Source organism: Phytopseudomonas dryadis (assembly GCF_004327355.1).
Taxonomy (GTDB): domain Bacteria; phylum Pseudomonadota; class Gammaproteobacteria; order Pseudomonadales; family Pseudomonadaceae; genus Aquipseudomonas; species Aquipseudomonas dryadis.
This window is the reverse complement of sequence record NZ_QJUM01000034.1, coordinates 19,269-39,848: the sequence shown is the minus strand read 5'-3', so window position 1 is coordinate 39,848 and position 20,580 is coordinate 19,269. Positions and strand designations below refer to the sequence as shown.

Annotated in this window: 18 protein-coding genes; 7 read left to right on the top strand and 11 right to left on the bottom strand. The window is 61.2% G+C overall.

Features of this window, described 5'->3' with window-relative positions; translation table 11 throughout:
• Positions 1-196 precede the first annotated feature (196 nt).
• The 4 genes from DNK34_RS22245 (at position 197) to DNK34_RS22230 (ending at position 3,796) form a co-directional block, all read left to right on the top strand.
• A complete protein-coding gene (locus DNK34_RS22245; protein WP_131173366.1) occupies positions 197-529 on the top strand; it encodes a DMT family transporter in 333 nt (110 codons plus the stop codon).
• 164 nt (positions 530-693) lie between these two features.
• Positions 694-1,866, top strand: coding sequence for an FAD-dependent oxidoreductase (locus DNK34_RS22240; RefSeq protein WP_131173367.1), 1,173 nt, complete (start codon positions 694-696; stop codon positions 1,864-1,866).
• Positions 1,866-2,690 carry an aldo/keto reductase gene (locus DNK34_RS22235; protein ID WP_131173368.1) on the top strand — a complete coding sequence of 275 codons (825 nt, stop codon included), beginning with the start codon at positions 1,866-1,868 and terminating at the stop codon, positions 2,688-2,690. The genes DNK34_RS22240 and DNK34_RS22235 overlap by 1 nt, the downstream gene beginning before the upstream one ends.
• 134 nt (positions 2,691-2,824) lie before the next feature.
• A complete protein-coding gene (locus DNK34_RS22230; RefSeq protein ID WP_242675296.1) occupies positions 2,825-3,796 on the top strand; it encodes a metal ABC transporter ATPase in 972 nt (323 codons plus the stop codon).
• 334 nt (positions 3,797-4,130) lie between these two features.
• Here DNK34_RS22230 and hldE read toward each other — a convergent pair whose 3' ends face one another.
• Entirely contained in the window at positions 4,131-5,552 is a 1,422-nt protein-coding gene (gene hldE, locus DNK34_RS22225; RefSeq protein ID WP_131173369.1) for a bifunctional D-glycero-beta-D-manno-heptose-7-phosphate kinase/D-glycero-beta-D-manno-heptose 1-phosphate adenylyltransferase HldE, read from the bottom strand.
• 163 nt (positions 5,553-5,715) lie between these two features.
• Here hldE and DNK34_RS22220 point away from each other — a divergent pair, with 163 nt between their 5' ends.
• Positions 5,716-6,387: a BUD32 family EKC/KEOPS complex subunit gene (locus tag DNK34_RS22220; RefSeq protein ID WP_207401571.1), complete on the top strand. Its 672-nt coding sequence runs from the start codon at positions 5,716-5,718 to the stop codon at positions 6,385-6,387.
• Between the two features lie 4 nt (positions 6,388-6,391).
• Entirely contained in the window at positions 6,392-7,363 is a 972-nt protein-coding gene (locus DNK34_RS22215; RefSeq protein WP_165497279.1) for a glycosyltransferase family 2 protein, read from the top strand.
• 11 nt (positions 7,364-7,374) lie between these two features.
• Here the strand turns inward: DNK34_RS22215 and DNK34_RS22210 are convergent, their stop codons facing one another.
• Genes DNK34_RS22210 through msbA form a run of 4 tightly spaced genes read right to left on the bottom strand, consistent with a single transcriptional unit; the run spans position 7,375 to position 12,614 of the window.
• Positions 7,375-8,628 (bottom strand): O-antigen ligase family protein, encoded by a 1,254-nt coding sequence (locus DNK34_RS22210; protein WP_131173371.1) that lies wholly within the window; start codon positions 8,626-8,628, stop codon positions 7,375-7,377.
• A gap of 31 nt (positions 8,629-8,659) precedes the next feature.
• On the bottom strand, positions 8,660-9,799 hold the full coding sequence (locus DNK34_RS22205; protein WP_131173372.1) for a glycosyltransferase: 1,140 nt from the start codon (positions 9,797-9,799) through the stop codon (positions 8,660-8,662).
• Positions 9,796-10,725, bottom strand: a complete 930-nt coding sequence (locus DNK34_RS22200) for a glycosyltransferase family 2 protein (RefSeq protein WP_131173373.1) — start codon at positions 10,723-10,725, stop codon at positions 9,796-9,798. The genes DNK34_RS22205 and DNK34_RS22200 overlap by 4 nt, the downstream gene beginning before the upstream one ends.
• A gap of 59 nt (positions 10,726-10,784) precedes the next feature.
• The gene (msbA, locus tag DNK34_RS22195; RefSeq protein WP_131173374.1) at positions 10,785-12,614 is read right to left on the bottom strand and encodes a lipid A export permease/ATP-binding protein MsbA; all 1,830 of its coding nucleotides are present in this window, start codon (positions 12,612-12,614) and stop codon (positions 10,785-10,787) included.
• A 196-nt stretch (positions 12,615-12,810) separates the two neighbouring features.
• Here msbA and DNK34_RS22190 point away from each other — a divergent pair, with 196 nt between their 5' ends.
• Positions 12,811-14,094: a hypothetical protein gene (locus DNK34_RS22190; protein WP_131173375.1), complete on the top strand. Its 1,284-nt coding sequence runs from the start codon at positions 12,811-12,813 to the stop codon at positions 14,092-14,094.
• Here the strand turns inward: DNK34_RS22190 and DNK34_RS22185 are convergent.
• The 6 genes from DNK34_RS22185 to DNK34_RS22160 form a co-directional block, all read right to left on the bottom strand.
• Complete coding sequence (locus tag DNK34_RS22185; RefSeq protein ID WP_131173376.1) at positions 14,084-14,716, bottom strand: CatB-related O-acetyltransferase; 633 nt, start codon at positions 14,714-14,716, stop codon at positions 14,084-14,086. The two genes, DNK34_RS22190 and DNK34_RS22185, sit on opposite strands and share 11 nt — an antisense overlap.
• Before the next feature lie 6 nt (positions 14,717-14,722).
• Positions 14,723-15,520: a glycosyltransferase family 2 protein gene (locus tag DNK34_RS22180; protein WP_207390822.1), complete on the bottom strand. Its 798-nt coding sequence runs from the start codon at positions 15,518-15,520 to the stop codon at positions 14,723-14,725.
• 101 nt (positions 15,521-15,621) lie between these two features.
• Positions 15,622-16,668, bottom strand: a complete 1,047-nt coding sequence (locus tag DNK34_RS22175; protein ID WP_207390821.1) for a CgeB family protein — start codon at positions 16,666-16,668, stop codon at positions 15,622-15,624.
• A gap of 48 nt (positions 16,669-16,716) precedes the next feature.
• Positions 16,717-17,640 (bottom strand): glycosyltransferase family 2 protein, encoded by a 924-nt coding sequence (locus DNK34_RS22170; RefSeq protein WP_131173377.1) that lies wholly within the window; start codon positions 17,638-17,640, stop codon positions 16,717-16,719.
• Positions 17,637-18,761: a glycosyltransferase gene (locus DNK34_RS22165; RefSeq protein ID WP_131173378.1), complete on the bottom strand. Its 1,125-nt coding sequence runs from the start codon at positions 18,759-18,761 to the stop codon at positions 17,637-17,639. Before DNK34_RS22165 ends, DNK34_RS22170 begins: the two co-directional genes overlap by 4 nt.
• Positions 18,748-20,502, bottom strand: coding sequence for a carbamoyltransferase family protein (locus DNK34_RS22160; RefSeq protein ID WP_131173379.1), 1,755 nt, complete (start codon positions 20,500-20,502; stop codon positions 18,748-18,750). Before DNK34_RS22160 ends, DNK34_RS22165 begins: the two co-directional genes overlap by 14 nt.
• Between the last annotated feature and the right edge of the window lie 78 nt (positions 20,503-20,580).

Here is a 20,580-nt window from a genome sequence, read left to right as displayed (position 1 = left end):
GAAACGCCGCATCGCGGCAAAACAGGCCCGGCCCTGCGGGTTGCGCGGGAAATCTCGCCATGCGTCGTTGGAGGACTTGGCAAGGGAACACCATTCCCTGCGTCCTCCGCCTAGCGGATCGCCGCCCGGCCTGGCGAGATTTCTCGCGGCAACGCGGCTTGCGCTGAAACATCAACAGACCCTAGGAGTGCTGCCGATGAACGGTTATCTCTATCTCGCCCTGGCCATTGCTGCCGAGGTGGTCGCCACCACTTCCATGAAGGCCGTCGATGGCCTCAACAAACCCCTGCCACTGCTACTGGTGATCGTCGGTTACAGCATCGCGTTCTGGATGCTGATCCTGGTGGTGCGCACGATACCGGTGGGTATCGCCTACGCCATCTGGGCCGGCCTGGGTATCGTCCTGGTGAGCATCGCGGCCATGTTCGTCTACGACCAGAAACCGGATCTGCCCGCGGTGCTGGGCATGGGCCTGATCGTCAGCGGCGTGGTGGTGATCCAGCTGTTCTCCCGCGTCACGGGCCATTGACCAAAAACCGAAAACCTCGCTGAAGGCTGGACGCTGAACGACGAACGCTTTTCGTCCAGCCTTCAGCCTACAGCGCCTGGAATCGGGGCCGATTTCTGCCGGGTGCGGAGAAAGGACAACCTCCCCGGTTATACTGGGCGCCGGTATTTCTGTGAGGCGCCTGCATGTCCCAAGCTCTGAGCACTGACGTCCTGATCGTCGGCGGCGGTATCGCCGGCCTGTGGCTGAATGCGCGCCTGCGCAGCCAGGGCTTTTCCACCCTGCTGGTGGAGCATGAAACCCTCGGCGGCGGGCAAAGCGTCAAGTCCCAGGGGATCATTCACGGCGGCGCCAAGTACGCCCTGCACGGCACCCTCACCGGGGCTTCCGAGGCCATCGCCGACATGCCGCGACGCTGGCGCCAGGCTTTGGCCGGCACGGGCGAGCTGGATCTGGCGGGCGTGCGCCTGTTGTCCGAGGCCCATTACCTGTGGTCGCCGGGCACCCTGGCCGGCAACCTCACCAGCTTCTTCGCCAGCAAGGCCGTGCGCGGACGGGTCGACCAGGTCAAGGGCGATCAGTTGCCGGCCGCCCTGCAACACCCGAAGTTCAAGGGCAAGGTCTACCGCCTGGCCGAACTGGTGGTGGACGTCCCCAGCCTGATCGGGCGCCTGGCCGAACTGGCCGGCGACGGCCTGCTCGCCGCGGACGCTATCGCGCCGCTGCGCGAACGGGAGCAGATCGCCGGGCTGATCGTCGATGGCCGGGAAATCCGCGCCCAGCGCATCGTGCTCAGTGCCGGGCGCGGCAATGCCGATCTGCTGGCGGCGCTCGCCCTGAGCCAACCCGCCCAGCAACTGCGCCCGTTGCATATGGTGATGGTCAAGGGGCCGAGCCTGAAACCGCTGTACGCCCACTGCCTGGGTGGCGGGCCGAAGCCGCGCATCACCGTGACCAGCCACCCGGCCGAGGATGGCCAATGGGTCTGGTACCTCGGTGGCGACCTGGCCGAGGCCGCTGGCGTGGCCCGCGACGAGCCGACGCAGATCGCGCAGGCGCGCAAGGAGCTCGGTCAGTTGCTGCCCTGGGTCGACCTGTCCGCCGCGCAGTGGGCCACCCTGCGCGTGGAACGGGCCGAGCCGGCGCAAAGCGGCCTGACCCGGCCCGACAATGCCTTTCTCAGCGAGCAGGGCCCGCTGCTGGTCGGCTGGCCGACCAAGCTCGCCCTGGCACCGGACTTCGCCGATCGCGTGCTGGCAGCACTGGACAGAGACGGCATTCGCCCGACCGAGCAGCCGCCACTGCCCGCGCTGCCCCGGCCGAACATCGCCGTACCGGCCTGGCAGGAGGCATTCTGATGCGCGACCTGCATGCCCTGCACCGCCCGCTCGGCTCGACCGGCCTGAACGTCTCGCCCCTTGGCCTGGGCACGGTAAAGCTCGGCCGCGACCAGGGCGTCAAATACCCCAATGGCTTCACCATCCCGGACGATGCCCAGGCCCGCCAGTTGCTGGAGCTGGCCCGCGAACTGGGCATCAACCTGATCGACACGGCGCCGGCCTATGGCACCAGCGAACAACGCCTCGGCCCGCTGCTGCGCGGGCAGCGCCAGGACTGGGTGATCGCCAGCAAGGTGGGCGAGGAGTTCGACGCCGGGCAATCGCGTTTCGACTTCTCCAGCGAACACACGCGACTGTCGGTGGAGCGCAGCCTGAAACGTCTGGAAACGGACTACCTCGACCTGGTGCTGGTGCACTCCGACGGCGACGACCTGTCCATTCTGCGCAACGAGGCTGTGTACCAGACCCTCGCCGAACTCAAGCAGGCCGGGAAGATCCGCGGCTTCGGCTTCTCCGGCAAGACGGTCGAAGGTGGCCTGCTGGCGCTCGAACAGGGCGACTGCGCCATGGTCACCTATAACCTCGGCGAGCAGCATGAACGCACGGTATTGGACTATGCTGCCAGTCACGCCAAGGGCATCCTGATCAAGAAGGCGCTGGCCAGCGGGCATGCCTGCCTCGGCGCCGGCGTCGATCCGGTACGCGCCAGCTTCGAGCTGATCTTCGCCCACCCTGGCGTCACGAGTGCCATCGTGGGCACCATCAATCCTCTGCACCTGGCCCATAACGTCGCCATGGCCGCCGAGGTGATCGGCCAACGGACGAGGCGCGGACGAACATGACAGCGGCCTGCCAACAGCAGGCCTTTTTGTGGCCCGCCATCCCTGCGGGCCGTCGCAGGCGACGTCGAGCACGGCCCCCGGCCATTTTTCGCTGCCGCGCTTGCGCACCGACGCCAATACAAGAAGGAGCCGACATGCCGCGCATCATCTCCCGTAAAGATCCCGCCACGTTCAAGACCCTGCCGCTGTTCGTCGAGGCCACCCCCGACGGCCTCGCCTACCAGAGCCTGGGGCGCCCGCTGAACTTCAGCGAGATGCTCGAACGCCGCACCCCCATCGAGGTCGGCGACAGCCAGCGCTTCGCCGTGGAGCTGGCCAACCTCGGCGTCTCGGTGCGCCTGACCCTCAGCTGGCAAGGCCGCGAATACTGGTTGCTGGTACGCCAGCGCCGCCTCGACCGCGGGGATGTGGTGCTCAAGCTGATCTCCGGCTACGTACCGGCCCACGAGCTGAACCTGCCCTTGCTCACCGCGATCCAGGAGGTCGCCGAAGAATGCCTGCTGGAAACCGCCGAGGGCTGGCTGTACGGCCGCTTCGGCGAGACCTGGCTGCCGGCGCCCTACAAGGGGGCGCTGCACTACCGCGAGGCCGTGCATTTTCGTCTGAGCCCGCGGTCCGGCGCCGCACGCCCGGTGCAGTGCGGCAACCTGACCCTGCTCGAGCGCCCGCGCGCCTATGTCCACCTGCCCACGGCGTCCTTGCAGCTGGTCTACGACCTGCGCCTGGAGCTGCCCAGAGAAGCCAGGCAGCCGAGCCTGTTCCATGTCGACGAACACCTCGAAGGCGGCAAGCTGGTCGCGCGCCTCGATCGGGCCCGCCCGGATCTGTACCTGATTCCGCTGGAACAGGGCCGCCCCACCGCCGAGCTGCTGACCCTGAACAAAGGTCAGCTCAAGCCCGCCAGCACCCGCGGCCTATGGCTTGCCGAAAGTTTCGCGGCGCAGGATGGCTGGCTGGTCAGGGACGAACGCATCCGCTGGAAGGACTGGCTGGCCCTGCAGCAGCTGACCGCGAAGCCCGGCAAGCGCACGGCCGGCGGCAGCCGTCGGCAAAGCCCATCGCCAGCCACGCCCACGCCACTGACAACGGCAGCCCTGTCGGGCTAGTGTCGGCGCAAGCGGACGACCGATAGGAGCGCTAAAGGCTGGAGGCTGAACGACAAGCAAAGGCTCTTTCGTCCAGCTTTCCAGCCTCAAGCGTTTTTGATCGAAGGCCGAAGGCCGCTTCCGCCTTTGAGCACCACTCAGCCCGTTCGCTCGGATACGACATTTGATCTGTGATACGACACTAACGTGGTAACGCGCGTAGGAGCCCCGCCCCCGGGGCGATAACGATGGTGGCCACCCCACAAAATCCCCGCTGCGACCACCAATCGCCGCGGGGGCTCGGCTCCTACTGGGCCCGGGCAAACCGCCGCCCTGGCCGCTCGGAGCGAGGCCGTCAGCGACTGCGGATCTTCTCGACGATGGCCGTGGTCGAGCTGTTCTCCACCAGTCCGAGCACCCGCACCTCGCCGCCATAGGCCAGGACGATATCCGCGCCCACCACCTGGTCGATGCCATAGTCGCCGCCCTTGACCAGCACATCGGGCTGCACCTGCTTCAACAGGCGCTCCGGGGTGTCCTCGGAGAAGCTCACCACCCAGTCCACCGCGCCAAGCCCGGCCAGCACGGCCATGCGCCGGTCCACCGAGTTGATCGGCCGCCCCGGCCCCTTGAGGCGGCTGACCGAGGCGTCGTCATTGACCGCCAGCACCAGCCGGTCGCCCTGGGCGCGCGCCTGTTCCAGGTAGGTGACGTGCCCGGCATGGAGAATATCGAAGCAACCGTTGGTAAAGACGATCTTCTCGCCGTGGGCGCGGGCATCCTCGATGGCCAGCAGCAACTGATCCAGGCTCAGCACGCCGCGCTCGGAACCCTCCTCGCGCTGCACCGCACGGCGCAGTTCCGGCGCGCTGATGGCGGCGGTGCCCAGCTTGCCGACCACAATACCGGCCGCCAGGTTGGCCAGCGCCACCGCCTGCGGCAATTCCTCGCCCGCCGCCAGGGAGGCGGCCAGGGTCGAGATCACCGTATCGCCGGCACCGGTCACGTCGAACACCTCACGGGCCCGCGCCGGCAGATGCAGCGGCGCGTGACCGGGGCGCAGCAGGGTCATGCCGTGCTCGCCACGGGTCACCAGCAAGGCCCCCAGTTCCAGCTCGCGCATCAACCGAGCGCCCTGGCCGACCAGCTCGGCCTCATCCTCGCAGCGGCCGACGATGGCCTCGAACTCACTGAGGTTGGGGGTGATCAGGCTCGCCCCCCGGTAGATCGAGAAATCCTTGCCCTTGGGATCGGCCAGCACCGGAATGCCCTTGGCCCGGGCCGCCTGGATCAGCACCTGATGATTCTGCAGCGCGCCCTTGCCGTAATCCGAAAGCACCAGCACCTTGACCTGATCCAGCAACTGCTCGACCTGACGCGCCAGGGCCGCGGCATCGGTCTGGAACGGCTCTTCGAAGTCCATGCGCAGCAGTTGCTGGTGGCGACTCATGACCCGTAGCTTGACGATGGTCGGCTGATCGCCGATACGCTGAAAATAGGTCTTCACGCCGATGGCCTCGAGGCTGTCGCGCAGGCTTTCCGCCGCCTCGTCCTCGCCGGTGACCCCGACCAGCACTGCCGGCGCACCCAGCGCCGCGATATTCAGGGCGACGTTGGCCGCTCCGCCCGGGCGATCCTCGATCTGCTCGACCCTGACCACCGGCACCGGCGCTTCTGGCGAAATACGCGAGGTACCGCCGTGCCAATAACGATCGAGCATGACATCACCCACCACGAGAACGGGGGCCTGATCGAAACGGGGCATGGATAATTTCATGCGGAACTCCGACTTGCTAAGCGCTGAAATGGGCAGAATTCTAGCATAGCGGCAACGGGGCTCCGGTCGGCAACGCGATCTGGCGCGCATAACGCTCGCTACGCTGCCTGTCGACATCGGGTAAACTGGGGCACGCCCCTCCCCACCGGAAGTAGATGCCTGCATGTCGCGCCTCACCAACGAACAGTTTTCCGCGCTGCGCCAGAATGCTGAAGTGATAGAGGCCGACCATAACGGCGAAAAGGTGCTCAGGCTGACCGATGGCAGCTTCCTGAAACTATTTCGCCGCAAGCGATTGATCTCCTCGGCGGCGCTGGTCTCCCATGCCAAGCGCTTCGCCAGCAATGCCGTCGAACTGTGTCGGCGGCAGATCCGCTGCCCGCAGATCATCGCCACCTACCGTATCCGCAGTATCGAGCGCACCGCCGTGCATTACTGGCCGCTGCCCGGCGACACGCTGCGCCAGCGCCTGGCCAGGCACGCGGCGGATCAGGCTGGCCTGTGCCGTCATCTGGGGGTGCTGATCGCGGAATTGCATGAAAAGGGCGTGTATTTCCGCTCGCTGCACCTGGGCAATGTGGTGATCGATGACACAGGCCATCTCGGCCTCATCGACATCTCCGACATGGCCTGCAGCAATGCCCCCCTGGGCCGCCTCAAACGCTCGCGCAACTTCCAGCACCTGTTCCGCTACGCACAGGACATCCGCGACCTGCAGCCCCACCAGGAGGCCTTCATCGACGGTTACGTGCAGGACCTGTCGCCTACCGACGCGGCGCATTTCCGCAAACGGCTCGCCACCTTGTTCGACCGCCAGCCCGGCGCCCAGGCCTGAAGCGATGGCGACGCTCAGCGTGGTGTTGCCCGTGCACAATGCGGCGCCCTACCTGCACGAGGCGCTGGAATCGCTACTGCAGCAGAGCCGTCCGATCGACCAGATCGTCGTCGTCAACGACGGTTCCACGGATGGCTCGCAGGAGATCCTCGAGCGTTATGCGCGGGCACAACGACGCATCGAATTGCACGAGACGCCCAATGGCGGCGTATCACGCGCTCGCAACCTCGGCCTGCAGCGCTGTGCGGGCGACTATATCGGCCTGATGGACGCCGACGACATCAGTCGGCCGATGCGCTTCGAGCAACAGATCGTGGCCATGGAGAAGCGCCAGCTGGATGTCTGCGGCTGCGCGCTGCGTACCTTTGGCCGGCGCAACCGTACCGTGATCTACCCCGCCGAGGATCTCACCCTAAAGGCCAACTACCTGTTCTACGGCCGCACCATTCCGGGCCCCGCGGTGCTGCTGCGCCGCAGCGCCATCGGCGATACCCGCTTCGACGAGGGGCTGCGCTTCGCCGAAGACTTCGGCTTTTTCCTGGCACTGCTCATGCAACGGCCCTCGCTGCGCCTGCACAACCTGCCGCAGCCCCTGTACGACTACCGAACCCATGCCACCCAGGCCTCCCAGCGTCTGGCCCAGGAAAATGAGAACAACCTGGGGCAACTGCTGCATAAGTGGCTGCCCACGGCAGGTATCGAGTGCGACCGCGCGCAACTGAGCAGCCATTACCGCACCTGGCATGAGCATGCACGGTTATCGGCAACCGAACTGAGCAGCTACCTGCCGCTGATGCAGAACCTCTGTGCCTGGCTGCAACACCAGGACAAGGGCGCGCTCAAGGCGCGGAGTCTGTGGACGGCTTTGGCGCTCCGCCATCAAGGCGATGGCGAGGCCCTGGCCTTGGTCAGCCAGGCTGCGGGCTTCAGGCCATCGTGGTGGCGCCGACTGGCGCAGCGCTTGCGTGGCCTCTGACGCTGCGGCGATCATCGCCGCGAGTCCACAAAAACGTGCCGGTATCCAGTGGTTCCATCCCGGGTGGCCGCACCTTGCCTGCCCGTCAGGGCCAATGCCAGGGTCAGCGGAATCCAGGTGAGGAACCAGATCTCGCGGGGCTTGCTCCAGATCCCTGAACCATCCGAAAGAAAGGCGACACTGGCAAAGCACCAGACCCCGAGCAACGCACAACCCAGCGGCGAGGTTCGCGCGCGCCAACCCACCCGGAACACCAGGCCCCATATACCCAGCCAGAGCAGCAGGCCCACTCCGCCAAGGTCCAGGCCCACACTGATGAAGAGGTTATGGGGATGATCGAAGACCGCATTGAGCACTGGCAGAGGCAGACTGTAGACGCTGCCCATGCCCAACCCGCCCCACGGGTGCTGCGCCAGCAGCGAGAGCCCCTCAAGGGCGAGCTCCGGCCGGTAGGACAGCCCCCTGTCGGTCACCAGATTAGGCATCAGGATCGCCATGACGATCAACACCGCGATACCGCCAACGGCACCCAGCACGTAGATCCACTCACGCCGCAAGAGGGCGGAGAACACCAGGCCGACGCCTAGCGCCAACCACACGCCGCGACTCTGAGTGAAGAAGACGAAAGCGGCCAGCGACAGCAAACCCAGGCACCAGAACGCCTGGTGAATTACACGAGCCGGCTTGAGATGCAGCAGGGCCATCAGGAAGAAACCGAACACGTGGGCGGCCAGGATCGGATGACTCAATTGCCAGAAACTGGTCAGACGAAAACTCAACGGCAGCTCGTAAAGCACATAGGCGGTAAAGAGGCAGACAGCCGCCAGCGCGGCCATGCAGTAGCAGCAGACAGCCAGCAGCAACACCAGTTGCCGCTGCGCGATACCGGCGGCCAGCACGCCGGCCCACAAGGTCAGGTAGATCATCAGCGCATGCTTGATCTCCCGCCCCGGTTCTTCGCCATTGCTCCACAGGCTGCTCAACAGCGCCCAGGCAAAAAACACCGTCACCAGGCCCATCAGCGGCGTGCACCAGCTGCGCCAATCCTGGCGATTGGCGAACAGCAGATAAAGGCTGGGCAACCACAGCAACAGGATCATCAACTGGTAGTAAAGCTTGCTGGTCGGCAAGGCGATCCCGAGCAACAGGCACAGCAGCCCTGGCAGCAGGATCAACGGGCTCTTCGCTCCCGAGCCAGGAGCGGCGACAGCATGGTCATTCATCAAACCCAACCTCTCAATCATTGGCCAGGCGCCAGCGGGCACCACGGTTCACCATCGGTATCGACCAGTCGCATCAGCTCGGCGCCACTCCGACCAACAGGCCGTCCAGCAGATCACGGTAGCGACGGCGGAAATCCTCGATGGCGTGCGCACGTCGCAGATAGGCATAGGCCTGCAGTCCCTCGGCATCCCGTGCCTGGTCGGAGAGTTGCAACACCTCTCGCAGTCGCTGCACCAGAGTCGCTACATCGGCGGCGGCGAATATCCGCCCGCCGCAGTCCTGCAGGATAGGCCGCAGACTGTCGATATCGGACCCCAGCACGGGACACTTGCCGCTCATGCCCTCCAACAGAGCCAGCGGCAGCCCCTCGCTGAGCGAAGGCATGACGAACACATCGAACGCCCGCACATATTGCAACGCATCATCCAGCGTACCCGGCAGCAGCACCCGAGCGGTCATGATGTGCTCGGCGATGCAGGCTTCGAGCTCTGTCCGGCAACGGCCATCGCCAATGATCACCAGGCGAGCATCGGGAAACTCGTGCTGTAGTTGCGCGAAGGCCTGCAGCAGGTAGATATGCCCCTTGACCGGTACCAGCCGGCCGATACTGCCGATCACCCGCTGTTCCCTGCTCAGCCCCAGACGGGCGCGGGCCTCATCCGCCGGCAACTGCAGGCTCTCGGCACGGTCGATGTCGATGGCGTTGTTGATCTGCAGCGTATTGGCTGGCGTCAGGCCACAGTCGGAGGCCAGCAGATCCTCCCTGACCGCGCGGGACACACCGACGAAGCGCCATGCCGACGTCAGCAAGCGACGCATTTCCCAGCGCCGATAACGCCGGTCATATTCGCCCAACCCATGCAGCACGCCGATACAGGCACGGATTCGCAACCAGCGATTGAGTAGCATCAGCATGTTGATCGGTTTGAAACGGTGCACGATGACCGCATCGTACCGGTACTCACGACAATGCTTGTACAGTGCCCAGAGCACGCGTAAACGTAACCCCTTGGTCGCCGCCTGGCTGAAGCCGAAATACACCGAGCGTGCGGCGCAACTATGTGGCTCGCCCTCTCCCGGACGACCGCGCAGGAACGCCGTGGTCACTTCATAACGCTCGGCGGGCAAGGCCTTGATGATCTGCTCGGCCAGATCGGAGGCATTGACGTTGTAGCGGTTCTGCAACTGCAGCACCTTGAGACGCCGGCTCACCGGCCGCGCCTCCTGGTCGAGCCTTGCAACAGCAAGCGCAGGAGCTTGCGGGTATAGGTCCAGCGAAGAACCACCAGCGGATCAGCGCGCAACGCCGAGCGATAGAAGATCAACGCCTCCTCCTTCTCTCCCGCAGCGCTGAACAGACGGAACAGGGACAGACACCGCTGGCCATGAAATTTGCGCTTCAGATGCTGATGCTCGCCGGGCATCCGCTGCGGCGAGAAGACCTCCTCGACCAGGGCCAGCCCGGTTTGACGGGCATACTGGAGATTGTGTCGCAGGCTATCGGGGTGCTTGTGAATGATCGCCATGGGATGCTCCAGCAGCGAGCAGGGAAAACGCGCCAATGCCTGGGCAAACACGGGAATATCCTCGGCATTACGCAAGTGCTCGGGGTACAGGCCGGCAGAGAAGACCTCACGGTGCATGGCACAGGCGCCGTTGCACAGCGACAGGCGCTTGTCGAATAGATAAGCATACAAACGCTCGCCCGCTGCCGGCATCAGCGACGCGGCGGCATGCTCCGTACATTTGCCATCGAAGGCGACCGAACGATAGCCGCCGATCACCATGCGCGTCTGCGGCAGCTCGGTAACATGAGCGCGCAAGGCAGCCAGCGTGCCAGGCAGCATTTCATCATCCGCATCGAGAAAGATCAGAAACCGTCCACGCGCATGGGCGATACCGCAATTGCGCGCCGCAGCCGAGCCACCATTGTCCTGGCGCAATGCCGTGAAGCAGGAGCCGTGGGTCTGCTGCAACTCTGCGATGACCGCCGGCGTCGCATCGGTGGAACCGTCGTCAATGACCAGCAACTCGGCATCGGCGTCGGCGAGCTGAGCCAGCACCGAGCCCACGGCTCGGGGCAGAACGGCCGCATAGTTGTAGGTTGGAATAATGACGCTGATAAGCTTTTCAGGCATTGGCAATCCATCGCAACTGACAGGTGATCATGCCTGTCAGCATGTCGACACTTCCTCTCTCAGACGTCGGCCTGAACATCCGGTTCCTCCTGGGAACCTTTCTGCTCATCGTCCAGACCCATGGCATGCAGGCGCGCATAGTAGCCATTGCTGGCCAGCAGCGACTCGTGGGTACCGCGCTCGACGATCCGCCCCTGATCCATGACCAGAATCAGATCGGCCTTCTCGATGGTGGACAGCCGGTGCGCGATGACCAATGTCGTACGCCCCTCCATGACCCTGTCCAAAGCAGCCTGGATATAACGCTCGGACTCGGTATCGAGTGCCGATGTGGCCTCGTCGAGAATCAGCACCGGCGCACTCTTGAGCAGCGCACGGGCGATGGCCAGGCGCTGACGCTGGCCACCCGAGAGCATCACGCCATTCTCGCCGACCACCGTATCGAAGCCCTGTGGCAAACGTTCGATGAACTCGCTGGCATAGGCGGCACGCGCCGCTTCCTCGACCGCTTCGCGGGGCAACTGACGCAGATCGCCGTAGGCGATGTTGTTCAGCACCGTGTCGTTGAATAGGGAAACCTGCTGAGTCACCAGGGCGATATGCTTGCGCAGATTTTCTATCCGATAGGCTTCCACAGGTGTGCCATCGAGCAGAATCTGCCCTTCGCCGTGCTGGTAGAAACGCGGGATCAGGTTGGCCAGGGTCGACTTGCCGCTACCCGAGCGCCCAACCAGCGCCACCATCTGCCCAGGTTCGACGGTGAAGTTTATGTCCTGCAGAACGGCCTTGTCGGTACCGGGGTACACGAAGCTCAACTGGCGAATCTCCAGGGCACCGCGCACCTTGTCTTTTTCAATGGTGCCCTGATCCGGCTCGGGAGTTTCATCCAGTTGCGCGAAGATGCTTTCGGCACCTGCCAACCCCTTCTGAATAGTCGAGCTGACCTCGGAAAGCTGGCGAATAGGCTTGGGTAGCAGACCGGCGGCGGTGATATAGGCCACCAGATCGCCCACGCTGGCATCGCCACGCAGGAACAGCACCAGAAACATCAGGAAAGCCATGGCTGCGTAGTTGACCAGTTGCAGGCTCGGCGTATAGATCGCGCCGGTACGGGTCATGCGCAGTTGCTTGCGCGTGCTGTCTTCACTCGCGGTGTGGAAGCGCTCGCGCTCGTAGCGCTCGCCACCAAAACTGCGCACCACGCGGTAGTTCTGGATGGTCTCCGACGAGACATGGGTCAACTCGCCCATGGCACTCTGGATCTTGCGGCTCTGACTGCGGAACTTCCTGCTCGCGCTTTTCACCATCAAGGCGATCAGCGGCAGGATGGCGACCATGACCATGGTCAGTTTCCAGTTCATCCACAGCAGGTAGCCGAACAGGAACAGCACCGTCAGCCCTTCACGCACCATCACCTTCAGCGCATCGGTGGCCGCGCCGGTCACGGAACCGACGTTATAGGTGATCCGGGAAATCAGATAGCCCGTGGCATGGTTGTCGAAATAGCGATTGGGCAAGGTCAGCAGGTTATTGAACAGCGCGATACGCAGATCCTGAACCAGCCCCAGGGACACCCTGGCCAGATAGTAGCCGCCCAGAAACGACCCCAAGCCCTGCCACACGGTAATCAGCAACAGAGCCAGTGGAACACCGTAGAGCAGTTGCATGCTCCCCAACAGCGGCAGATCCACCGCACCGGCCCGGGGGTCGGCCAAGCCGTCAACGAAATACTTGAGCAGGCCGGCTAGCATCGGTTGGGTCGAGGCAAAAATGATATAGCCGATCATGCTGATGCCGAACATGAACCAGTAACGCTTCATATAGCTCAGCAAGCGCAGATACAGGCTGAGACTAGAAAAGGGGGCTTTTCCGCTAGACGAGAGTGGCATAAATGGCTATGGTCAGAAAATAGATGCCTAGCATACCACCCCCCGCCGCCCCGCCCAAATATCCTCAAGGCTTTCAAGTCCGCACAGAGCAAACCACACAGGCCAAAACGTCGCTGCGAGCAACTCAAGCGTTGAACTTCAGACAACACCTATCACAGTCAATTAAAGCATCACAGCACACGATAGGCTTCGCCAGATGATGACACCCGAAGAAAAATACCCTTACGCAACTTATAAAAACATTAAGAAACACCTGTTAGCGGCCACACAGAGAAACCAGCTCCTGTGCCTGTGTAAGCCGAGCGCAGCCATAATTGCAAATATCATCTACGACAAACGAAGCACGAAGAAAAAATTTCGAAAAGCACTCAGGCTCTTATGGATAACTCCCAACTACAGCGAACTCTGCCAGGCCCAAGGAAACCTTCTGACTTGGAATGTGAAAAGAGCAGACCATAAGCGGAGCGCAGAAGACATGTGTGCGTCTCTCGAGGCAGGCGCATTCAAGCTGACCTACATCGCCGACATGGACAAAGATTGTTCTCGAAAGCTGAACCTCCCAGCCATCGTGAAAGCCATTAAGATCGCCATGCAATGCAGGCAGAACATAGTCAATACCGTGTATATCGTCTGCGCACTCACCTACAGCATACAGAGCATTCAAAAAATCAAAAAGGAAAGAATCACTGACAAGATAAAAAGCTTGGTCTGCTACAACAGCTCGAATGTGCCCGAATGCTTTATTGCTGCCGTCTGCAGGGAGAAAGGGATAAAGACCTTCTCCTTGCAGCATGGGTTCTACTACCAATTCAAAAGTCCGCCGCCTCTGGCAGTGATCAACTATGAAAATGTTGTCGCGGACGAACTGCTTGTTTGGAGTGAGTTCTGCAAGGAGCAGATAGAGAGTTTCTACGAATCCGAGAATAGGGCATGCGACTTCTCCATGCCGATTGCGGGTTATTTCAAAAGCGGCTCGGCAAAGCCCTGCGCAGCACAAAAAGCGGCACATCCGACAGGCAAACATATCCTCTGCCTGCTACCCGGACCAGATGACTTAGAGGCCAGCATCGCACTGCTCAACCTGCTGAAAAACCTTCCCCAGGACCACAGAATAACCGTGCGCATGCACCCATTGATCACTCATCTTGAAGCCGTGACGAAAGCACTCCCAGAGCAGACAGAACTAGACACGAACAGATTATTGGCCGACACGCTTGCTCACAACCAATTTAGCATTGCCGTAGGGTTTAATTCGACAAGCTTGCTTGAAGCGCTGCTGGCAGACATTTACTGCGCCACCTTCAGCAGTGCTGCCAATAATTTCCCCGATATGCCAATTGATGAATTCAGTTGCACAGACGAACTGGAAAGCCTCATCAGAAGGAATCAGGAGCACAGCCCGAATGGCGATAAAAACTATCTTCTCGGGTCAGACACATTTCAATATGAAGCACTGATAATTCCACACGCTAATAAATAGTCGATATTGGCCGTTCTCTTGCATACTGTAGGAACGCGTCTATATCGCCAGAGCATAACAGTTCGGCAATGGCACATACCTCTTCTTCAGGCCACTGCCACCATTGCGAGGCCAGCAGTGCTTCACGCTGGCAGTCGTCGAATCTCCATCGCAAAAATCGAGCAGGATTACCCGCCACAATGGAATAGGGTTCAACGTCTCTTGTGACCACAGCCCCTGCCGCCACAACCGCCCCATGCCCTATCGAGACACCAGAAAGAATCATGCTGCCGGTGCAGATCCAGACATCACTACCGATAACGACGTCACCTCGCGTACCGTTGTAACCTTCGATCCCTGCCGCTGCAGAGAGCTTGGCCGGGAACGGATAAGTCGTTACCCAATCCGTGCGGTGATGTCCACCCAACAGAATGATCACGTTGGCAGCAATGGATGTATAGGCGCCGATTTTAAGTGTCGCCCCCTCATGAAAGTCATGGACTTCAGGCAGCCCGTAGGAACCGAAACCGATCTCATAATGCGGGTATTTAATGGAAAATCGACGTGCGCCCTTTTCGATCTCGGGAGATCGTGCAATCGCACGGAGCTGCTTTTTCTTTCTATAGCGTGCCCACCAACCCATAAAACCTCACAATTTTTTAATACCGAGATAATATAGCGGCAACTGCAAATAGAGCTTCAGCATCTTTCCGAAAAAGCGCGTTCTACTATGCCCTTTCCACTTGGCCTCAAAGGTATATTTCGCCTTACGGGTAAGAAGCACTTGGCTAACGGACGAATGAGACTTAAGCGTTCGGCTTTCCAAGTGATTCACTATCGAAGCGGTAACCAGCGCATGCTTCAACCCGTGTTGCTGCAATGTACGGGCATAGTCGTCATCGGCGTACCAAAAATAGAAGCGCTCGTCGAGCATACCCGTGACCTTTAACATATCGCGCCGAAATACCAGGCACCATCCCGCCACTTCACGCAACACTCGATAACCGGAGTAACTCCCGCTATTAGCGGAAAACCCACAACCCGGATGATGACGGGAGCAAAGTGGGCTGGCACTCTGCAATTCGCTATCCTTCTCAAATTCATCCACCAAGGCAGAAGCCCAACCCGGATGAAACTCCAAGTCATTATTGCAAATCGCGACAAAAGGAGCATTGCCCATTTTTATGCCACGATTCATATAACCGTGGTAATTGAAGGGCGGTGCAGGAAAGATCGTTTCCACACCGGCTTGAGGGTAGGGATCGGCCTTAGGGTTTGACTCGAGCACAACGATGCGAAACTGGATGCGCGAAGGATCCTCGGAGGCAACAAGCGTGTTCAGGCAATGATCGGTGACTTGACGCAGCGCCTCGTCCTTGGCAAAGCTCAGGATGACAACATCGAATATCGTGGGCCCAGCGACCAGACAATTTGCAGATTCATTCATAACGTGGCCCCTTGGACACTGAACAAGTATATCGAGCCCCCAGACAAGCCGCGTCTTCACTTCGGCGCCAGTCTTGCCAGCACCACACCGTGCTACGTGCATCAACCGGCGAGCAGAATACGTTCGACCCGGCCGCTCCAGGAATGCTCTTTCAGAAAACGCGCATGGCCATTCCGTGCAATTCGCTCACGCTCCTCGGGGTGCGCCAAATAATAGCGAACCTTCTCTTTCAACTCGGCTCCAGAGCGAAATACCTCGATCTCCTCTCCCGGGTTGAAAAGTGCGGTGATTTCATCACAGTGATCCGTCAGCAAGAAACAACCGGCAGCCACAGCCTCGAAAATCCGCAGATTGACGCCAGTCTCGGCGCCATAGAAATCCGACCGCGTGATATTCAGCACGATCCGCGAACTCTGCAGCAGGGTTTGCAGCTCATCGCCCCATACCGAACGGTCGTCCACACACTGGCGAAGCTTGCTGGACATAAGCGGGAAATTGCGCCGCCACCGATTGCCCCTTATCGAGAGATGTTCATGGATATTCTCGAGAAGGAATACCCGCCTCAGGTCGGCACTCCCGACAAACAGAACCTCCCGCTCTTTTTCGACGTTCAAGACGGGGACCGTCGCGGCACCGAAGGGCAGGTGATGGGCATTGAGTGCCAACGTATTTTTGAAAAAGCGCGTGGTCACTTCGGAAAAGGAGAAGATCAGATCGTAGCGCGGGAGTTCTTCCTGGAGGAAATACAGGAACTCTCGACGCTTGGAATAGAGATTGCAACTGTCCGTATCATACAAGATGAACCGGGCACCCGATGCCTTCACCAGGCGACTGACCAGAGCCAGATCGTAATGCTTGTAGAGGAAGCCGACCACAAGCACATGAGTAGGCGCCTCCTTGCTCAACAGCGCTTCAAGGGGGCCGATCGGCAGTCGCGGCAGGTGGGAGTAGCCGTCTCGATCTCGAAACTTGTTACGCGCCTTGAACATGGACGAATTGAATTTGTAAAGCGCTCGAGGCGGCTGCTCTAGCGCATTCCAATAGACAGTTTTAACCCCGCTTTCATCGAAAGCAGCACACAATTCCCTTGCCAGCGGTACCCCGCCGATGCCATCCAGAATCAGGTATTTACGTTTCTCAATGGTCAAACCACACCTCGCTGAACCGCCATCGGCCACTTTCGAAAGAGCCCGAACCTATTTCCTGCGCGCCCGCCGGTCACGCGGCCATTTGAAAAACAGCTGACGAACACGTTTCAGCAATTGACGATCCCACTGCCTTAGCGGTATTTGTCGCACGAGCCCCAAGGCGAAACGCTTATCACATATTACGGCAGGTCCCAGTATCTTGGTCAGTAGCCGGGCCTTTCCGGACTCGTAACTAGGATGCTGTCGGTAGAGTTCGAGCAACTGCATGCCATAGCAATATTCGGCTTTGTAATTCAATGACAGGCCGTCGGCATGCTTCCTGTACAAGGTCACGACGTCAGGAATGACAACGACCTGATAGCCCGCGTGAGCGACTTTCAGCGTCATCTGGAAGTCCTGCACGCGGAGGGCAGGATCGTAGCCGCCAGCCTTGAGCATCGCCTCGCGGCGATAGGCCACCAGGTTTCCACCGACGACCAAGGCGCGCGCCAACACTTGCGCAAAATCGTAGCGACGGACTTCGCGAGCCTTGCGTTTCTTCGGGAGCGTGTTGCCAAGCTGGTCGATACGTAGTGCCCGACCGCCCAGGCAGCCGACCTCGGGATGCTGCCGGAGATACTCGATCTGTAACGAGAGCCGGCCTGGAACCATGACATCGTCAGCATCGAAGGTGGCGACGAATTCCCCAGCCGCCAATGCCAGGCCGCTATTGAGAGCGGCACTGACGCCTTTGTTCGCCTGCCGTACAAACTCCACACGCTGAATATTCGAACGTTGCTGCCAGTCGGCCAAGGCACGCTCGATCTGCGAGGGACTGTCGTCGGTGGAGCCGTCATCCACGATGATCAGTTCGATACGTGGATAATCCTGAGCCAGGATGCTGGCCACAGCCTCACTGACATAAGCCCCATAGTTGTAACAAGGAACAATGACGGTTACCAACGGCCATGCACTGACGTCTGTCGCACTCATCGCTCATACCTTGGAAACGTGCCCATCAGCTCATCAAAACGGAGAGTGGCCGCGGAATCCGTGAACCGACGAGCCAGATTCGCCTGCATCCTGTCGGCAAGATCCTGCAGCCAGAGGGCTTCAGCCAGCGAAAGGTCTACCAGGCAGCGGGCCAGCGCCTCCTGGTCGCGGTAGGGAAATACTTCGCCAGCATCGGCAACGACCTCTCTCCCGCCTCCGCAATCGCTACAGATCACTGGAATCTCGGCTGCCATCGCCTCGAGCAATACCATGCCGAACGGTTCATGATCCGACGTCAGCGCGAAGACATCGAACGCCTTGAAATAGCGTTTCGCGTCAGCAACCTGTCCGAGGAAGAGCACCGCCTGCTCGACTCCCAATTCCTTGGCCAGCGCACGCAGTTCAGCCTCCAGGCGCCCGCGGCCCACGATCACCAGCACGCTGTTGGCAGGAAGGCTCGACAGGGCCAACGCAAAACCACGGATCAAGGTCGCCTGATCCTTGTCGGGATGCAGCCGCCCCACATTGCCAACCACCCATGCATCCTGCGGCAAACCGAGGTGCTCACGCGCTTCTTCGCGGGAGACCTGCTGGCTTTGTACGGCGTCGAGATCGATACGGTTGTACAGGGTTTCGATTCGCGACTCAGGCCAGGCCGGCAGGCATGACCTGATGTCGTCACGCACGGCGTTGGATACACCTAGAAGCACCAGCCGCTTACGGAAGGCATTGGCGAACAGCCGACGTGAAAAGCGCTGGTAAACGCCAAAGGCGTGATTCACCGCGATCACCGGCAGGCGCGTCGCCAGGCAGGCGATGTAAGTCGGTTTGAAGCGGTGGGCGATGCACAGCCTGAAATCGCGCGAGCGAGCCAGGCGGGCAATATCGCGGATGATGCGCAACTTGAGGCCACGCATATCGCGTGAGCCGTAACCGAGGAAAACCACCTCGTCCGAGGCGGAACCGGCCTCGACCTCGGCATCCGCGGCTCCGCTCAGGTAGACCGTCAATACCTTGTAGCGGGTGCCGGCGAACAGGCTGGCATACTGCCGGGCACAATCGAGGAAGGGCCCGTCATAGCCATGACAGATCTGCAGCACCCAGGGCTCAGGGCTGCTCATTCGGCTCGGCCCCGTCCTTGATCACCAGAATGTCCTCCATGATCAGATACTGCAGATCGGAGCCATAGAACATGTTCAGCGCATCGGTCGGGGAGCAGATCATCGGTTCGCCGCGGCGATTGAGCGAGGTGTTCAGCGACACGCCGTTGCCGGTGAGCTTTTCCAGTTCCAGCATCAGGTCGTACCAGCGCGGGTTGTACTGGCGCTCGAGCACCTGGGCGCGGGAAGTGCCGTCTTCGTGCACCACTTCGCTGACGCGTTCCTTCCATTCGTCGTTGACCTCGAAGGTGAAGGTCATGAACGGGCTCGGGTGGTCGACCTTGAGCATCTGCGCGGCGACGGTATCGAGCATGGACGGGCAGAAGGGTCTCCAGCGCTCGCGGAACTTGATCTGCTCGTTGATGCGGTCGGCCACGCCGGGGATGCTCGGGCAGCCGATGATGGAGCGGCCGCCCAAGGCGCGCGGACCGAACTCCATGCGGCCCTGGAACCAGGCCACCGGGTTGCCGTCGACCATGATCCTGGCGATGCGCTGCGGCGTGTCGTCGATCTTCTGCCACCTGGGCGCATTGGGGTGGCGCGCACAGGCGGCGATCACGTCTTCGTTGCTGTAGGCGGGGCCGAGGTAGACGTGTTCCATCTTCTCCACCGGCACGCCGCGCTGATGCGAGACGTAGGCCGCGGCGCCGACCGCGGTGCCGGCGTCGCCGGAGGCCGGCTGCACGAACAGTTCCTTGACCTCGGGGCGGGCGATGATCTTCTGGTTGAGCTTGACGTTCAGCGCGCAGCCGCCGGCGAAGGCGATCTTGCCGGTCTCGCGGAGGATGTCGCCGAGGTAGTAGTCCATCATCTCCAGGGCCAGCTTCTCGAACAGCGCCTGCATGCTGGCGGCATAGTGGATGTAGGGGTCGTCGGCGATGTCGCCTTCGCGCTTGGCCCCCAGCCACTCGATCAGCTTGGGCGAGAAGTAGAAGCCCTTGCCCTTTTCCTTGTAACGGCGCAAACCGATGACGTTGGCGTAGTCGGTATTGATGATCAGCTCGCCATTCTCGAAGGCGGCTAGGCGCGAGAAATCGTATTTGCTGGCGTCGCCGTAGGGCGCCATGCCCATGACCTTGAACTCGCCGTCGAGCATCTCGAAGCCGAGGAACTCGGTGACCGCGCCGTACAGGCCACCCAGGGAGTCGGGGTCGTAGAATTCCTTGATCTTGTGGATGGTGCCGTTTTCGCCGTAGCCGAAGAAGGTGGTGGCGTATTCGCCCTTGCCGTCGATGCCGAGGATCGCGGTCTTTTCCTTGAAACCCGAGCAATGGTAGGCGCTGGAGGCATGGGCCAGGTGGTGCTCGACCGGCTCGATCCTGATCTTCTTCGCATCGAAGCCCAGTTGCTCCAGGCACCAGACGATCTTCTTGCGGTAGCGCTTGTAGCGGCGGTTGCCCATGAGGACCGCGTCGAGGGCGCGATCCGGCGCGTACCAGTAGCGCTTGGCGTAGTGCCAGCGCGCCTTGCCGAACAGGCTGATGGGGGCGAAGGGAATGGCCACCACGTCGACGTCCGACGGTTTGATGCCGGCCTGCTCCAGGCAGAACTTGGCCGATTCGTAGGGCATGCGGTTCTTCGCGTGCTTGTCGCGCACGAAGCGCTCTTCTTCGGCAGCCGCGATCAACTTGCCGTCGATGTACAGCGCAGCGGAGGGATCGTGACTGAGGGCGCCGGACAGGCCGAGAATGGTCAATGCCACAGGTAAAACCTCTTGAAAGCAGCTACAAGCTTCAAGCTACAAGCCTCAAGCAACAGCAGTTATGGTTCGCCCCATGGG

Coding starts and splice junctions, on each gene's coding strand:
- DNK34_RS22245 (WP_131173366.1), top strand. CDS start 197: ATGAACGGTTATCTCTATCTCGCCCTGGCCATTGCTGCCGAGGTGGTC.
- DNK34_RS22240 (WP_131173367.1), top strand. CDS start 694: ATGTCCCAAGCTCTGAGCACTGACGTCCTGATCGTCGGCGGCGGTATC.
- DNK34_RS22235 (WP_131173368.1), top strand. CDS start 1,866: ATGCGCGACCTGCATGCCCTGCACCGCCCGCTCGGCTCGACCGGCCTG.
- DNK34_RS22230 (WP_242675296.1), top strand. CDS start 2,825: ATGCCGCGCATCATCTCCCGTAAAGATCCCGCCACGTTCAAGACCCTG.
- hldE (WP_131173369.1), bottom strand. CDS start 5,552: ATGAAATTATCCATGCCCCGTTTCGATCAGGCCCCCGTTCTCGTGGTG.
- DNK34_RS22220 (WP_207401571.1), top strand. CDS start 5,716: ATGTCGCGCCTCACCAACGAACAGTTTTCCGCGCTGCGCCAGAATGCT.
- DNK34_RS22215 (WP_165497279.1), top strand. CDS start 6,392: ATGGCGACGCTCAGCGTGGTGTTGCCCGTGCACAATGCGGCGCCCTAC.
- DNK34_RS22200 (WP_131173373.1), bottom strand. CDS start 10,725: ATGCCTGAAAAGCTTATCAGCGTCATTATTCCAACCTACAACTATGCG.
- msbA (WP_131173374.1), bottom strand. CDS start 12,614: ATGCCACTCTCGTCTAGCGGAAAAGCCCCCTTTTCTAGTCTCAGCCTG.
- DNK34_RS22190 (WP_131173375.1), top strand. CDS start 12,811: ATGATGACACCCGAAGAAAAATACCCTTACGCAACTTATAAAAACATT.
- DNK34_RS22185 (WP_131173376.1), bottom strand. CDS start 14,716: ATGGGTTGGTGGGCACGCTATAGAAAGAAAAAGCAGCTCCGTGCGATT.
- DNK34_RS22180 (WP_207390822.1), bottom strand. CDS start 15,520: ATGAATGAATCTGCAAATTGTCTGGTCGCTGGGCCCACGATATTCGAT.
- DNK34_RS22170 (WP_131173377.1), bottom strand. CDS start 17,640: ATGAGTGCGACAGACGTCAGTGCATGGCCGTTGGTAACCGTCATTGTT.
- DNK34_RS22165 (WP_131173378.1), bottom strand. CDS start 18,761: ATGAGCAGCCCTGAGCCCTGGGTGCTGCAGATCTGTCATGGCTATGAC.